The sequence below is a fragment of the Streptomyces sp. NPDC006512 genome (assembly GCF_040611935.1).
Lineage (GTDB): Bacteria > Actinomycetota > Actinomycetes > Streptomycetales > Streptomycetaceae > Streptomyces.
Genome location: NZ_JBEXPG010000002.1, coordinates 97,395 through 112,417, shown reverse-complemented (window position 1 = coordinate 112,417; position 15,023 = coordinate 97,395). Strand labels below are relative to the sequence as shown.

Here is a 15,023-nt window from a genome sequence, read left to right as displayed (position 1 = left end):
GGGGGCCGTCGGGGAGTCAGATGGCCAGGCTCCGCCCGTCGGTTCCGGTTGAGGCGGTGGTGCCGGTCGTCGCGCCCTGGCCCTCGACGGGAGCGGGGGCGGTCGGGGCGGGGGAGGTGGCGGCCGCGAGGGCCGTGGGGGCCGTGGGGGCCGTGGGGGCTGGCGTGGCGGTGGTGGCGGTGGTGGCCGTGGTGTCGCTGACCGCGCCGTCCAGGGCGCGCCGGACGGCGGTGATGACGGCCGGATGCACCGGCAGGGCCAGGTGTCCGATCCCGGTGACCTGCACGTTCGTCGCATCCAGGTCCGGGTGTTCGATCCTGGCCGTCCCCGTCGGCGCCATCAGCGCGTCGAACTCGCTCCAGAAGGCCACGCACCGGGTCCGGCAGCCCGGCGACGGCGAGGCCAGCTCGGCCAGCACCTCCGATTCCGGGCGCATCTGCCGGACCAGGGGGTGCGCGTCCATGAAGGGTGCCACCCGCGTACCCGAATGAGGGGTGCCGAGCGTGACCAGCGTCCGCACCCGGGCATCGCCACCGAGCCGCTGTACGTAGTACCGGGCGACCAGCCCGCCCAGGCTGTGCCCGACCAGGTCCACCCGGTCCTGCCCGCTGCGCTCGCACAGCTCCTCGACGCGGCGGGCGAGGTGGCGGGCGGTGACCCGCAGATCCCGGGTGAAAGGGGAGTAGTTGTACGTCTCCACCCGGCGCCGGCCGTCCGCCCCGAGGGCGCGGCGCAACAGGACGAAGACCGACCGGTTGTCGGTGAACCCGTGGAGGAGCAGTACGGGCGGCCGCTGGCCGGGCGGGTTCTGGGCCCCGCCGGACGCGGGGGGCTCCTCGCGGAGCCCGGTGGGATACAGCAGCAGGTGCCCGGCCAGCACCACGGCCTCCAGGACGGCGGCCCGGAGGGCGGCCCCGGTGCGTGACACGGGCAGCGGCGTGATCGACAGCCCCATGGACGGCCCTCCCCTGGACCTCTCGGGGACACGGCCGCGCCGCCGACGCGGCCCCGCCACCGTGCCGTGCGGCTGTCGGCGCGGTGGCGGGGCGACTCTGCGGTGATGAATCAACGGTGTCCCACGTGTGATTTCCCCCTCGTGATTGACCGCGAAACGGTGGTGTGCGCAATGCTGTACTTAACGTTCGTTCACTCGGGAGGCAGTGCGATGGGTGTGACCGGTCCGATCCGTGTGGTGGTGGCCAAGCCGGGTCTCGACGGCCACGACCGAGGCGCCAAGGTGATCGCACGTGCACTGCGGGACGCGGGCATGGAGGTCATCTACACCGGCCTCCACCAGACCCCCGAGCAGATCGTGGACACCGCCATCCAGGAGGACGCCGATGCGATCGGCCTCTCCATCCTGTCGGGGGCGCACAACACGCTGTTCGCGCGCGTGCTGGAACTCCTGAAGGAGCGGGAGGCGGAGGACATCAAGGTCTTCGGCGGCGGGATCATTCCGGAGGACGACATCGCTCCGCTGAAGGAGAAGGGCGTGGCTGAGATCTTCACCCCGGGCGCGACGACCACGGCGATCGTGGACTGGGTGACGGCGAACGTCCGCCAGTAACCTGGCCGGTTGGGGTTCGGGGTGGTCCTTGCCGTTGCCCTTGCCCTTGCCCTGGCCGGGCGGTGCGGGTGGTCGGGGTGTTGCCCTGGCGGGTCCGGGTTGCTGCGGGTGGGCTGTTGTCTTGGGCCGGGTGGTGGCTGCGGGTGGGCCGGGGTCGGGGCCGGGGTGGGGGGTCGGCCGGGGCGGGCATGATTTATGGCGCCTCGTCCGGACTTGGTCTGCCGGGCGGGACAGGGCGCCAACAAATCACGTTTTAGCCCCGGCCGACCCCCCACCCCGTCCCCGCCCCCGGCCCGGGACGGTTCCAGGCCGGTTCCGGGTCCGGCCGCTTCGCGGCGATCGCGGCTCCCATGGGTCCGGTGGGCCGCTTCAGTCCCGTCGGCATGTCCGGCTCCGGTGGTGTGGTCGGCTGGCGTCGGGGGCCACTGTCTCGTCGGCCTTGTCGGCCCATTCCAGCCTCGTCGGCCCACTCCAGCCTCGCCGGCGTTTGAGGTGTGGGGGCGGAGGCCTCGGGGTGGGGGTCGGGCTCCGCGACTTCAGCCTCGGGGTGATTGAGGTGGGGTCAGGGTGGTGGGGTGAGTTCGGTGAGCATGGTTGCGCGGAGGCGGAGGGTGGCGACCAGGCGTTGGAAGGCTTCCGCCCAGTACGCCGCCGCGCCCGGCGACGCGTCCGGCGGGTCCTGCGCGCCGGCGGTCAGCGCCTCCAGGTGCGAGGCCTCCGCAGGGTCCAGGCAGCGTTCCGCCAAGCCCATCACCCCGCTGAAGCTCCACGGGTAGCTGCCCGCCTCCCGCGCGGAGTCCAGCGCCTCCACCACCGCCCGGCCCAGCGCCCCGGACCACGGGACCACGCACACGCCGAGCAGCTGGAAGGCTTCCGAGAGCCCGTGGGCCCGTACGAACTCGGCCACCCACGCGGCCCGTTCCCCCTCCGGCAGGGTTTCGAGGAGTTTCGCCCGTTCGGCCAGCGACGCCGTGCCCGGGCCCGCCGCAGGGGGCGCGGACGCCGAGCCGAGCAGGGCCTTCGACCAGCGGGCGTCACCCTGCCGGACGGCGGCCCGGCACCATGCAGCGTGCAGTTCCTCCGCCCAGCCCTCCGCCACCGGCAGCGCCACGATCTCCGCCGGGCCGAGGCCGCCGAAGCGGTCCCGCCAGCAGTCCAGCGGCGCCGCCTCCACGAGCTGTCCGAGCCACCAGGCCCGTTCGCCCCGGCCGGCCGGAGGGCGCTTGACGACCCCGTCCCGCAGCATCCCGGCATCGCACTCCACGGGAGGGTTCACCGCCTCCGGGCCGACGCAGGCCAGCGCCCGCTCCGCCATCCGCCCGGCCAGCGCGGAGCCCGGCAGGGAGGACAGCAGTTCGGCCGCCGTCGCCCGGACGTTACGGCTTCGGTCGCCGAGGGCCGCCTCCAGGAACGGCTCGTCCGTCTCCGACAGCCCCGCCCTCAGCGAGTCGAGGAACATCAGCCGGTCCTCGGCCCGTTCGGTGGCCCAGGTGGTGGCCAGCAGCCGCGGCGCGGCCTCCGCCTCGTGCGCCCGTACGGAGCCGAGCAGGGCGACCCGCTCGGCGAACAGCCCCTCCTCCCAGAGCCGGCCCACCGCCTCCCGGTCCGCGGGGTCGGGCAGTTCGCCCGCGCCCCCCGTCCCGCCGCGCAGCGCGAACCGCCACTCCGGATTGAGCCGGGCCAGCCACAGGCCCCGGGCCCCGGCCAGGGCCAGCGCCTGCGGGCGCAGGTCGGTGCGGGCCCGGGCCGCGTCGAGCAGCGCCGGGACCAGCGCCGACGGCGCCCGGTAGCCGTGCCGGGCGGCCGTGGCGAGCCATTGCGGGAGCAGTTCCGTCAGATCGGGGGCGGCCCCCCGCCGCCCGCCGCCGCTGCCCGCGCCCGTGCGGCCCGCCAGTAGTTGGGCGAGCCGCCGCCGGGCCGCGTCCGGCGGTGCCGGACGCGGGTCCAGGGGCGCCGGCCGGGGCAGCCGGGCGGCCGGGGCCGGCCGGAGTCCGGCGCGGCGCCGCAGCGTCTGCACGGCGGCCGCGTCGAGCAGGGCCTGCGGTGAGCCGCCCCGCCGCTCGGTCCCGAGCAGCGCGGCGGCGACCAGTTCCTCCCAGTCCCCGGACTCCACGGTCCCCTTCCCGTCCTTCTTCTTCTCGTCTGCCTCGGCCGTGCCGTTCACCGGACCCCTCCCTCTTCGTGTTCCGTGCTCCGGTCCCGCCCCCTCCGCGGGACCGGAGCGTCTGCGTTCCGATCGGTCCGTGCCTCAGCTCGCGTGGTTGTCGTTCACAAAGCCCCCCGGCTTTCTCGTTGCTTCGCGGCGGCGCCCCCGCGCCGTCGCCCCCCGTTCCCCCGCGCCCCGCCCCGGGTCACCCCAGGGCGACCGGCTCCGCCCCCTGCGGATGCCATGCCGTCAGCGGGGTGAACCCGCGGTGACCGCACTCGCCGAACACCGTGACCGGGCCGCCGCCCGAAAGGGCGGCCAGCTGCCACAGTCCCGACCGCGAACGGCCTCCGGTGAGGTTCACCGGCAGTGCGGAAGCCCCCTCGGCGTCCGCGAGCTGCCAGCCCCCGTCGCCCGCTTCTCCCGGTATCGGGATCACCGGGCCCAGCACCACCGGCCACGACTCCAGCCACGGGTCCTCCCGCAGCGCGGTGCCGTAGGCCGCCAGCGCCTCCTCCGTGCCCACCCCGGCCGGAACCCGGGTGGCCGGTACCGCTGCCGCGAACCGTTCCCCCAGGTCGGCCCGCAGCCCCGCCGAGCCGGGCCGGAAGCGGGCTTCCGCCTCCAGCACCAGTCCGACCGGCAGCGCCAGCCCCGGCGGCCGGCCGGGCGGTCCGAAGTCCAGCACCAGGGCCGGACGCCCGCTCTCCAGCCCGTGCAGCCATATCCGGCGGGTGGTGAGCCGGGCGTCCGGGGACGCCGAGTCGTACTGGGCCAGTACGAGCCAGTGGTCCCGTACGGTCCGGCCCTCCGCCGAGGACGGCAGCCCCACCCGGCTCCGGACGGTCGCGGCCAGCGGCTCCGGCAGCCCGGACACCCCCAGCCAGGCCCTGTCCAGCAGGTGCAGCAGCGCGAACTCCTCAAGCATCCGGGCGGGCCAGCCGGGGCCGCAACCGGGTATTGTCCCCAACTCCCGTACCCGGGAGGCCAGTCCCGGCGCCTGGGCGTCGACCATGCGGGCCGCCGTCTCCTCCCAGCCCGCGTACCCCGCCTGCTCCTGGCCGGCCAGACCGCCGCGCAGCAGGTCCACGAGCCGCTGTTCCAGCTCGGTGACGCCCGCGCCGATCCGTTCCGCCCGCCGCTCCGCGCGGCGTCTCGCCCCCTCCTCGTCCACCGGTCTGCCCGTCGCGGCCGCCGGCCGGGCGGCCTTGGCCGCCCGCTCCGCCAGCCATTCCCCGGCCCAGTCCGGCGCCTCGCCCGGATCCCCCGTCCCCTCCGCCGCCCAGAGCAGCAGCAGCCCCAGCGCGTGCTTGCACGGGAACTTCCGGCTCGGGCAGGAGCACTTGTACGCCGGGCCCGTCAGGTCCACGACCGTCCGGTACGGCTTGCTGCCGCTGCCCTTGCACAACCCCCACACCGCACCGGAAGCGGAACCTCCGATTTGCGACCACGGACCCGCCCCGCCCAGCCTGCCCCCCGCCTTGCGTGACGCATCGTCAGGAGCCAGAGCCAGTACCTGTTCCGCCGTCCAGCGAACCCCCTGCTCAGTCATGGGAACAACCGTAGGGACCCCCACTGACAATCGCTCTGACCTGCAACAACGGCTCAGGCGGGGGGTGTTGTCAGTGGCATGGTGCACCTTGGGTGCAGCAGCCGGAAGCGGCTGGAGAGCATTGGAGGGGGACCATGACCACGCCCGAGAACGAAGGCCGTACAGAAGCCCTGCGACCGCACGCCGAGGACGCCTTCGCCCACGAACTGAAAGCCCTGGCGGTCGCCGACGACCGCCCCCGTCCCACCCGCTGGAAGCTCTCCCCGTGGGCCGTGGCGACCTACCTGCTCGGCGGCACGCTCGACGACGGAACCGTCATCACGCCCAAGTACGTCGGCCCGCGCCGCATCGTCGAGGTCGCCGTCACCACGCTCGCCACCGACCGCGCCCTGCTCCTGCTCGGCGTCCCCGGAACCGCCAAGACATGGGTCTCCGAACACCTCGCCGCGGCCGTCAGCGGAGACTCGACCCTCCTCGTCCAGGGCACCGCCGGCACCCCCGAGGAAGCCATCCGCTACGGCTGGAACTACGCCCGCCTCCTCGCCCACGGACCGAGCCGCGAAGCCCTCGTCCCCAGCCCCGTCATGCGGGCCATGGCCGACGGCATGACCGCCCGCGTCGAGGAACTCACCCGCATCCCCGCCGACGTCCAGGACACCCTCATCACCGTCCTGTCCGAGAAGACGCTCCCGATACCGGAGCTCGGCCAGGAGGTGCAGGCCGTGCGCGGCTTCAACCTCATCGCCACCGCCAACGACCGCGACCGCGGGGTCAACGAGCTCTCCAGCGCGCTGCGCCGCCGCTTCAACACCGTGGTCCTGCCGCTGCCCGCCACCGCGGACGCCGAGGTCGACATCGTCGCCCGCCGCGTCGACCAGATGGGCCGCTCCCTCGACCTGCCGGCCGTGCCCGAGGGCCTGGAGGAGATCCGCCGGGTCGTCACCGTCTTCCGCGAGCTGCGCGACGGGGTGACCGGCGACGGCCGTACGAAGGTGAAGTCGCCCAGCGGCACCCTCTCCACCGCCGAGGCCATCTCCGTCGTCACCGGCGGGCTCGCCCTCGCCGCCCACTTCGGGGACGGCGTCCTGCGCCCGTCCGACGTGGCCGCCGGGATCATGGGCGCCGTCGTCCGCGATCCGGCCGCCGACCGGGTCGTCTGGCAGGAGTACCTGGAGGCCGTGGTCCGCGAGCGGGACGGCTGGAAGGACTTCTACCGCGCCTGCCGGGAGGTCTCGGCATGAGTCCGGCAGCCAAGGGGCCGCTCCTGCTGGGCGTCCGGCACCACGGGCCGGGCTCGGCGCGCGCGGTGCGGGCCGCGCTCGACGCGGCGCAGCCGCGGGCCGTCCTGATCGAGGGCCCGCCCGAGGGGGACGCCTTGCTGCCGCTGGCGGCCGAGCCCGGGATGCGCCCGCCCGTGGCCCTGCTCGCGCACGCCGCCGACGATCCGGGCCGGGCAGCGTTCTGGCCGCTGGCCGCCTTCTCCTCGGAGTGGGTCGCGATCCGCTGGGCGCAGGCCCGGGACGTGCCGGTGCGGTTCATCGACCTGCCGGCCGCGCAGACGCTGGCCGTGCCGGTCCCGGACGCGGAGCCCGGAGGGGAGGGCGGCCCGGAGTCCGGCGGGGTGCCCGGAGGGGAGTCCGGCGGGGAGGGAGTCGGGGACGTCCGGCTGGATCCGCTCGCGGTGCTGGCCGCGACCGCCGGGTACGACGACCCCGAACGCTGGTGGGAGGACGTGGTCGAGCACCGCGGGACCGGGGCGGTCCGGAACCCGACGGCCGCGTTCGAGGCCCTCGCGGAGGCCATGGGGGCCCTGCGCGAGGCCTACGGGGACGGCGGCCATCCGCGCGACGCGGTCCGCGAGGCGCACATGCGGCAGCGGATGCGGGCCGCCCGCCGGGAGTTCGGCGACGACTACGCCGTGGTCTGCGGGGCCTGGCACGTCCCGGCGCTGGCGGCCCGGACCACGGCGGCCGCCGACAAGGCCCTGCTGGCCGGCCTGCCCAAGGTCAAGGTGGAGACCACCTGGGTGCCCTGGACCCACCGCAGGCTCGCCCGGGCCGGCGGGTACGGCGCGGGCATCACCTCCCCGGGCTGGTACGCCCACCTGTTCGCGGCCCGCGACCGGCCCGTGGAACGCTGGCTGACCAAGGTCGCCGGCCTGCTGCGGGAGGAGGACTTCCAGGTCTCCTCCGCCCACGTCATCGAGGCGGTCCGGCTGGCCGGGACCCTGGCCGCCGTGCGCGGCCGCCCGCTGCCGGGACTCGCGGAGACCCTGGAGGCGGTGAGGGCCGTCATGTGCGACGGCTCCGACGTACCGCTCGCGCTGGTCGAGGACCGGCTCGTGGTCGGGGACGTCCTCGGCGAGGTCCCGGACGCGGCGCCCGTCGTACCGCTCCAGCGGGACCTCACCCGCAGCCTGCGTTCGCTGCGGCTCAAGGCCGAGGCGCAGCAGCGCGAGCTGGAACTCGACCTGCGCAAGGACACCGACGCGGCCAAGTCCCTGCTGCTGCACCGGCTGCGGCTGCTCGGGATCGACTGGGGCGTTCCCGTCGCCTCCCGGGGGAGCACCGGGACCTTCCGGGAGACCTGGCGGCTCCGCTGGGAGCCGGAGCTGTCGGTACGGGTCGCGGAGGCCGGGATCTGGGGCACCACCGTCCTCGGGGCGGCCACCGCCAAGGCCGAGGCCGACGCGGCCGGGGCCGAGGAGCTGGGCGAGGTCACGGCGCTGGCCGAGCGGTGCCTGCTGGCCGGGCTGTCGCGGGCGCTGCCGGCGGTGCTGAAGGCGCTCGCCGACCGGGCGGCGCTCGACACCGATGTGGCGCGGCTCGCCAAGGCGCTGCCCGCGCTGGCCCGTTCACTGCGGTACGGGGACGTACGGGGTACCGACGCGGCGGCCCTCGGCACGGTCGCCGCCGGGCTGGCCGAGCGCATCTGCGTGGCGTTGCCGCCCGCCTGCGGGGCCGGGCTGGACGCCGACGGGGCGGCGGAGCTGCGCCGGCACGTCGACGGGGTCCACGGCGCGGTCGGCCTGCTGGCGGACGCGGAGGAGGCCGGGGGGCTGCGCGAGCGCTGGTCGGCGGTGCTGCGGACGCTGGCCGGCCGGGACAGCGTGCCCGGGCTGATACGCGGCCGGGCCGCGCGGCTGCTGCTGGACGAGGGCCGCCTCGAAGCCGAGGAGACGGCGCGGCTGATGGGGCTCGCCCTGTCACCGGCGTCCGCCCCGGCCGACGCGGCGGGCTGGATCGAGGGGTTCGCCGGGGGGAGCGCGGGCGGCGGCACGCTGCTCGTCCACGACGACCGGCTGCTGGGCCTGATCGACGCATGGCTGGTGTCGGTGCCGGAGAGCGCCTTCATCGACGTGCTGCCGCTGCTGCGGCGGACGTTCGGGGCGTACGAGCCGGGGGTGAAGCGGACCCTGGGCGAACTGGTGCGGCGCGGACCCGGGGGCGGACCGTCGGCCGCCGCCGGTCCCGCCGGGGCCCCGGCGGGCTTCGCCCCGGAACTGGACGCCGCCCGCGCGGACGCGGTGGCCGGGCTGGTCCGGATGCTGCTGGCCGCGGCCGAGGAGGGGGCCGCGTCCCCGGCCGGCCCGATCCCGGCACCGGCTTGAGGCACGGTCGGCCGGGCGGGACGCGGGCGCTTGCCCCGGCCGTCCCGGATGCGGCCGGGGAAGCGGTGCGGTACGTGGTCGGTGCCGGTGAGGGCCGGCCGGGTGACGGCCGGACCGGGCGGTCGGCGGGCCCCCGACAGCAGTGCAGGGTGCCGAGCAGGGGCGGCGTGAGCGCCGGGGCGCGGGACAGGGAGGGGCCGGTGACGGGTCAGGGCGGTGACGGATGGGCCCGGTGACGGGCAGAGCGGCCGGTGTGGGGCAAGGCCTCAGGCCGGGAGGAGTGGTTGGTGGGCAGGCCGGCGGAGCCGGTGGCGGCAGGGGTGCGGGAAAGGCGGGGCCGGTGCGGGGAGGCCGGTGAGGGCGGGGAGGGGTGGTTGGTGGGCAGGGCCGGTGGCGGCAGGGGCGCGAGTGAGGCGGGGCCGGTGCGGGGAGGCCGGTGGGGGCCCGTGGCGGGCAGATCCGGCGCCGGGCGGATCCGGTGGCGGGCGGGGCCGGCGAGGGCAGGTCCGGCGTGGTACGGGACGGGCGGGGTCCGTGGCGGGTGGCAGGTGTGGTGGCAGGGCGGAACCAGGAGAGAGGGACGGGGACATGGCGGGAACGGAGCATCAGGTGGCGGCCGGGGTCGCGGAGGGCGGCGGGGACGCGGAGCGGCTGCGGCGGTGGCGGATGGTGCTCGGCGGCGGAGAGGCCGACGGCACCGGCTGCGCGCTGACCGGGCGGGACGCGGCGATGGACGCCGCGCTGGGAGCGCTGTACGGCGGTGGCGGGGGCGCGGCCGGCTCCCGCAGGACCTCGGGGGAGCGCTCCGCCGGCCTCGGCGGGAGCGCACCGCACGTGGCGCGCTGGCTCGGGGACATCCGTACGTACTTCCCCGCCCCGGTGGTCCAGGTCATGCAGCGGGACGCGATCGAGCGCCTCGGCCTGTCCGCGCTGCTGCTGGAGCCGGAGATGCTGGAGGCCGTCGAACCGGACGTCCACCTGGTCGGGACCCTGCTCTCCCTCAACAAGGCCATGCCGGACACCACGAAGGAGACGGCGCGGGCCGTCGTCCGCAAGGTGGTGGAGCAGCTGGAGAAGCGCCTCGCGACCCGCACCCGGGCCACCCTCACGGGCGCCCTGGACCGGTCCGCGCGGATCAGCCGGCCCCGGCACCGGGACATCGACTGGGACCGGACGATCCGCGCCAACCTCAAGAACTACCTGCCCGAGTACCGCACGGTCGTCCCCGAACGGCTGGTCGGCTACGGCCGGGCCTCGCAGTCGGTGAAGAAGGAGGTCATCCTCTGCATCGACCAGTCGGGGTCGATGGCGGCTTCCGTCGTCTACGCCTCCGTCTTCGGGGCGGTCCTGGCCTCCATGCGGTCGATCGCGACCCGTCTGGTCGTCTTCGACACCGCGGTCGTCGACCTGACCGACCAGCTCGACGACCCCGTCGACGTGCTCTTCGGCACCCAGCTGGGCGGCGGTACCGACATCAACCGGGCGCTGGCCTACTGCCAGTCGAAGATCACTCGGCCCGCCGACACGGTGGTCGTGCTGATCAGCGACCTCTACGAGGGCGGCATACGCAACGAGATGCTCAAGCGGGTCGCCGCGATGAAGGGCGCCGGGGTCGAGTTCGTGACCCTGCTCGCGCTCTCCGACGAGGGCGCCCCCGCCTACGACCGCGAACACGCGGCGGCGCTCGCGGCCCTCGGCGCCCCCGCCTTCGCCTGCACCCCGGACCTGTTCCCGGACGTGATGGCGGCGGCGCTGGAGAAGCGGCCCCTGCCGGTCCCCTGACCGGCCCGGGCGTGGCTCCGGAGCGGTCCCGGGGCCGCTCCGCAACCGCCGCCGCCGGGCCCCGGGGAACGCGGCCGTAAATCGGCAGATCACACGAAGACGCAGTTCAACCGTGAGGCGATCTGTGACAGGTATCACCGCTCAGGTGTGATCTGCGATTTAGGGACCTACGCCCCCCGGGGATAACCTGCGGGACGGACATGCCGCGTCCACGGTCACCGTGTGCGCCTCCCCTGTGACAGCGCCGTCACGTTGCCCTCCGCGGCACGCCCACGCAGATAGCAGACAACCGCGAATCACTGCGAATCTTTGAAGACAAGGGACGGACGCGCGTGGACCTGTTCGAGTACCAGGCGAGGGACCTCTTCGCCAAGCACGGTGTACCGGTGCTGGCCGGTGAAGTCATCGACACGCCTGAGGCGGCTCGCGAGGCCACCGAGAAGCTGGGCGGCAAGTCGGTAGTCAAGGCGCAGGTGAAGGTCGGCGGCCGCGGCAAGGCCGGCGGCGTCAAGCTCGCCGCCACCCCGGACGAGGCCGTCGCCCGTGCGACGGACATCCTGGGCATGGACATCAAGGGCCACACGGTCCACAAGGTGATGATCGCCGAGACCGCTCCCGAGATCCTCGAGGAGTACTACGTCTCGTACCTCCTCGACCGGACCAACCGCACCTTCCTGGCGATGGCCTCGGTGCAGGGCGGCATGGACATCGAGGAGGTCGCGGAGAAGACCCCCGAGGCCCTCGCGAAGGTCCCGGTCAACGCCAACGAGGGCGTCACCATCGAGAAGGCCCGCGAGATCGTCGCCCTGGCGAAGTTCCCGGCCGAGGTCGCCGAGAAGGTCGCCGAGGTCCTCGTGACCCTGTGGGCCACCTTCATCGCCGAGGACGCGCTCCTCGTCGAGGTCAACCCGCTCGCGAAGGTCGCCAACGGCGACATCATCGCGCTCGACGGCAAGGTCTCCCTCGACGAGAACGCCGAGTTCCGCCAGCCGGGTCACGAGGAGTTCGTGGACCACGCGGCCGCGAACCCGCTCGAGGCCGCCGCCAAGGCGAAGAACCTCAACTACGTGAAGCTCGACGGTGAGGTCGGCATCATCGGCAACGGCGCGGGTCTCGTCATGAGCACCCTCGACGTCGTCGCGTACGCCGGTGAGAACCACGGTGGCGTCAAGCCCGCCAACTTCCTCGACATCGGCGGTGGCGCCTCCGCCGCCGTCATGGCCAACGGCCTCGAGATCATCCTCGGCGACCCGGACGTCAAGTCCGTGTTCGTCAACGTCTTCGGTGGCATCACCGCGTGTGACGAGGTCGCCAACGGCATCGTCCAGGCGCTCCAGCTGCTCGCGGACAAGGGCGAGGCGGTCACCAAGCCGCTCGTCGTCCGCCTCGACGGCAACAACGCCGAGCTGGGTCGCAAGATCCTGTCGGACGCCAACCACCCGCTGGTGCAGCGCGTGGACACCATGGACGGCGCGGCCGACAAGGCCGCCGAGCTCGCGGCTGCGAAGTAAGGGCAGAGGTCACAGACTCACATGGCTATCTTCCTCAACAAGGACAGCAAGGTCATCGTCCAGGGCATGACCGGTGCCACGGGCATGAAGCACACCAAGCTGATGCTGGCTGACGGCACCAACATCGTCGGCGGCGTGAACCCGCGCAAGGCCGGCACCACCGTCGACTTCGACGGCACCGAGGTCCCGGTCTTCGGTTCCGTCGCCGAGGCGATGGAGAAGACGGGCGCCAACGTCTCCGTCCTCTTCGTCCCGCCGGCCTTCGCCAAGGCCGCCGTCGTCGAGGCCATCGACGCCGAGATCCCGCTGGCCGTCGTCATCACCGAGGGCATCGCGGTGCACGACTCCGCCGCCTTCTGGGCGTACGCGACCGCCAAGGGCAACAAGACCCGGATCATCGGCCCGAACTGCCCGGGTCTGATCACCCCCGGCCAGTCCAACGCCGGCATCATCCCGGGCGACATCACCAAGCCCGGCAAGATCGGTCTCGTGTCCAAGTCGGGCACGCTGACCTACCAGATGATGTACGAGCTGCGCGACATCGGCTTCACCTCCGCCGTCGGCATCGGTGGCGACCCGGTCATCGGCACCACGCACATCGACGCCCTGGAGGCCTTCGAGGCCGACCCGGACACCGAGCTCATCGTCATGATCGGCGAGATCGGCGGCGACGCCGAGGAGCGTGCGGCGGACTTCATCGCGAAGAACGTCACCAAGCCGGTCGTCGGCTACGTCGCGGGCTTCACCGCCCCCGAGGGCAAGACCATGGGCCACGCCGGCGCCATCGTCTCCGGTTCTTCCGGCACCGCACAGGCCAAGAAGGAAGCCCTCGAGGCCGCGGGCGTGAAGGTCGGCAAGACGCCGACCGAGACCGCGAAGCTGGCGCGCGAGATCCTGAACGCCGCCAAGTAACCGGTCGCCGGACGGACGTACGGGCGCGCACCGGCGTACGGACGGACGGCAGCGGAACAGCACGGGCGTGGCCCGCACCCCTCGGGGTGCGGGCCACGCCCGTTCCTCATTCCGTACTGGGCGACACCCGTGCGGGCCCGGCGGCGGGATCGGCGCGCAGCTTGTCCTGGAGCTCCCGGCTCTGCTCGGTGAGCCGCTGGGGGCCGCTGTGCGGCGGGACCCCGGTCACGCTCCGCGCGGGCGAGGCCGGGGGCTCGTACTCCCTCGGCGCCGTCGCGGTGGTGTAGGCCGTCGCCACGGCGATCAGCGCGGTCATGACGAGCCCGGCCCGGGTCCAGCGCCGGCCGCGGTTCTCCCCGGCGGCGCGCACGACGGCCGCGGGGCGCGGCTCCAGCCGTACGGAGGGCACGACCGCGCCGAGCCGTTCGCGCAGCAGGGCGGACTGTTCCTCCGGCGGCAGGCCGGCCATCTCGGGGATCCGGCCCGAGAGCTCGGCGTGGGCGTTGAGCAGGCGGTTCCCCGTGGTCGGGGTGCTCGCCTCCGTCTCGGCGGCGGTGTCGGGCAGGTCGAGGCCGACGCCGTCGTAGAGCAGTACGGTCCGGCGGTGCACCGGGGGCAGCGCGAGCAGCGCGTCGAGCACGATCCGGTCGGCGGGCTCGGCCGGCGGTTTGTCGGGGTGCCGGTGGGCGCGGCGGAACCGGTGCCAGGGCGAGAGGGCGTACTCGTACACGGCCGCGCGCACCCAGCCGACCGGGTCGGGGTCGACCGCCACCTCGGGCCAGCGGTCCCAGGCCTGCTGGAAGGCCCGCTCCACCGCCTCGTGGGCGAGGGCGCGGCGGGCCGTCAGCAGGTAGGCCTGCCGGATGAAGGCGGGGGCGGCGTAGGCGTAGAGGGAGTCGAAGGCCTGGACGGGGCCGAGCACCCCCGACCGGTCCGCCTCCGCCGCCCGGGCCTCGGGCGGCTGCGGTTCGAGGGGGTGCGGTTCGAGCGGGTGCGGTTCGGGTGCACCGGCTTCAGGTGCACCGGCCTCGGGCGCTTCGGCTTCGGGTGCCGGGATGTCAGGTTCCGGCGCGTCAGGTTCTGCGGTGTCAGGTGCCGCAGCCTCAGGTGCCGGGGCGTCAGGGGTCGGGTGGGCACGGGTCCGGGCTTCGGGGGCCGGGGCGTCGGTGGTGTGGGGCTCGGGCGCACGCGGCCCGGATGCCTGGCTTCCGGATCCCGGGTGCGCGGGCGTGCTGGGGGGTGCCCCGGCTGGCGCCGCCGGTCCGGGCGCGTCGGCGGGTCCGGTCGAGTCCGCGGGCGGGGTGGTCGGCCGGGCGGCCGGGGGTGGAGCGGACGGCGGGGGCGAGGGCGGCGGGCCGCCGGCGGAACTGCCGCCTCCGGTCCGGACGGGGGCCTTCGTCTCGTGGCGGGCCGCGCCGGCCGGCGGCTTGGCGGCCCGTTTGGCCGCCGCCTTGGGCCGGGTGCCCGACCCTGCGGGCCGGCCCTGGCCCCCGGCGGCGGAGGCCCGTGCGCCGCCGGTGGAACGCGGAGCCCAGCCGGCGAAGGGGGCGGCCGGGGCGCGCCCGGGCGGTGTGGGGGGTTCCGGGGGGTGCGGCGGCGCGGTCGCGGCGCGGCGCGCGTCGGGCGGGTCCGCCGCCAGGACGGCGTCGACCGCCGCCAGACGGGCCAGGATCTCGGCGTACACCTCGCGCTTGCGCCCGCGCGGTTCGGTACGGCCCGACTCCCAGGAGCGGACCGTGGCCGCGGTGACCCCCAGGGCCTCCGCGACCTCCTCGTGGGTCAGTTCGCCCGCCTCGCGGAGCCTGCGGCGCTCCTTGGGTGAGGGCAGGCCCAGTTCCGAGCCGGAGGTCGTATCGACGCCTTGTGTCATGCCACACTCCCCGCGACCCGGCAGCCTTGGGCGAAAAAGTACATAAACGTATATTGAGCGACACCACGGGCAT

10 protein-coding genes are annotated in these 15,023 nt (G+C 74.7%); 6 read left to right on the top strand and 4 right to left on the bottom strand.

Annotated elements, in window-relative coordinates; translation table 11 throughout:
- Window positions 1–16: 16 nt before the first annotated feature.
- A complete protein-coding gene (locus ABZZ17_RS01815; protein WP_356870889.1) occupies window positions 17–955 on the bottom strand; it encodes an alpha/beta fold hydrolase in 939 nt (312 codons plus the stop codon).
- A 210-nt stretch (window positions 956–1,165) separates the two neighbouring features.
- Between ABZZ17_RS01815 and ABZZ17_RS01810 the strand changes: the two genes are divergently transcribed.
- Window positions 1,166–1,567 (top strand): cobalamin B12-binding domain-containing protein, encoded by a 402-nt coding sequence (locus ABZZ17_RS01810; RefSeq protein ID WP_356870887.1) that lies wholly within the window; start codon window positions 1,166–1,168, stop codon window positions 1,565–1,567.
- 562 nt (window positions 1,568–2,129) lie between these two features.
- On the opposite strand, the gene ABZZ17_RS01805 is transcribed toward ABZZ17_RS01810, so the two are convergent.
- Window positions 2,130–3,680 carry a DUF5691 domain-containing protein gene (locus ABZZ17_RS01805; RefSeq protein WP_356871148.1) on the bottom strand — a complete coding sequence of 517 codons (1,551 nt, stop codon included), beginning with the start codon at window positions 3,678–3,680 and terminating at the stop codon, window positions 2,130–2,132.
- Window positions 3,681–3,918: 238 nt separating this feature from the next.
- Complete coding sequence (locus ABZZ17_RS01800) at window positions 3,919–5,265, bottom strand: SWIM zinc finger family protein (protein WP_356870885.1); 1,347 nt, start codon at window positions 5,263–5,265, stop codon at window positions 3,919–3,921.
- 134 nt (window positions 5,266–5,399) lie between these two features.
- Between ABZZ17_RS01800 and ABZZ17_RS01795 the strand changes: the two genes are divergently transcribed.
- The 5 genes from ABZZ17_RS01795 (at window position 5,400) to sucD (ending at window position 13,080) form a co-directional block, all read left to right on the top strand.
- Window positions 5,400–6,506: an AAA family ATPase gene (locus tag ABZZ17_RS01795; RefSeq protein ID WP_356870883.1), complete on the top strand. Its 1,107-nt coding sequence runs from the start codon at window positions 5,400–5,402 to the stop codon at window positions 6,504–6,506.
- Window positions 6,503–8,875 (top strand): DUF5682 family protein, encoded by a 2,373-nt coding sequence (locus ABZZ17_RS01790; RefSeq protein ID WP_356870881.1) that lies wholly within the window; start codon window positions 6,503–6,505, stop codon window positions 8,873–8,875. The genes ABZZ17_RS01795 and ABZZ17_RS01790 overlap by 4 nt, the downstream gene beginning before the upstream one ends.
- A gap of 588 nt (window positions 8,876–9,463) precedes the next feature.
- Complete coding sequence (locus tag ABZZ17_RS01785; RefSeq protein ID WP_356870879.1) at window positions 9,464–10,657, top strand: VWA domain-containing protein; 1,194 nt, start codon at window positions 9,464–9,466, stop codon at window positions 10,655–10,657.
- Between the two features lie 332 nt (window positions 10,658–10,989).
- Window positions 10,990–12,168 carry an ADP-forming succinate--CoA ligase subunit beta gene (gene sucC, locus ABZZ17_RS01780; RefSeq protein ID WP_356870877.1) on the top strand — a complete coding sequence of 393 codons (1,179 nt, stop codon included), beginning with the start codon at window positions 10,990–10,992 and terminating at the stop codon, window positions 12,166–12,168.
- Between the two features lie 21 nt (window positions 12,169–12,189).
- Window positions 12,190–13,080 (top strand): succinate--CoA ligase subunit alpha, encoded by an 891-nt coding sequence (sucD, locus tag ABZZ17_RS01775; protein ID WP_356870875.1) that lies wholly within the window; start codon window positions 12,190–12,192, stop codon window positions 13,078–13,080.
- A 106-nt stretch (window positions 13,081–13,186) separates the two neighbouring features.
- Here the strand turns inward: sucD and ABZZ17_RS01770 are convergent, their stop codons facing one another.
- Window positions 13,187–14,950: a helix-turn-helix domain-containing protein gene (locus ABZZ17_RS01770; RefSeq protein ID WP_356870873.1), complete on the bottom strand. Its 1,764-nt coding sequence runs from the start codon at window positions 14,948–14,950 to the stop codon at window positions 13,187–13,189.
- Window positions 14,951–15,023: the final 73 nt, after the last annotated feature.

Excerpts from the sequence above, each read along its gene's own strand:
- ABZZ17_RS01785 (WP_356870879.1), top strand. The coding sequence starts at position 9,464 with ATGGCGGGAACGGAGCATCAGGTGGCGGCCGGGGTCGCGGAGGGCGGC.
- ABZZ17_RS01815 (WP_356870889.1), bottom strand. The coding sequence starts at position 955 with ATGGGGCTGTCGATCACGCCGCTGCCCGTGTCACGCACCGGGGCCGCC.
- ABZZ17_RS01790 (WP_356870881.1), top strand. The coding sequence starts at position 6,503 with ATGAGTCCGGCAGCCAAGGGGCCGCTCCTGCTGGGCGTCCGGCACCAC.
- sucD (WP_356870875.1), top strand. The coding sequence starts at position 12,190 with ATGGCTATCTTCCTCAACAAGGACAGCAAGGTCATCGTCCAGGGCATG.
- ABZZ17_RS01795 (WP_356870883.1), top strand. The coding sequence starts at position 5,400 with ATGACCACGCCCGAGAACGAAGGCCGTACAGAAGCCCTGCGACCGCAC.
- ABZZ17_RS01810 (WP_356870887.1), top strand. The coding sequence starts at position 1,166 with ATGGGTGTGACCGGTCCGATCCGTGTGGTGGTGGCCAAGCCGGGTCTC.
- ABZZ17_RS01800 (WP_356870885.1), bottom strand. The coding sequence starts at position 5,265 with ATGACTGAGCAGGGGGTTCGCTGGACGGCGGAACAGGTACTGGCTCTG.
- ABZZ17_RS01770 (WP_356870873.1), bottom strand. The coding sequence starts at position 14,950 with ATGACACAAGGCGTCGATACGACCTCCGGCTCGGAACTGGGCCTGCCC.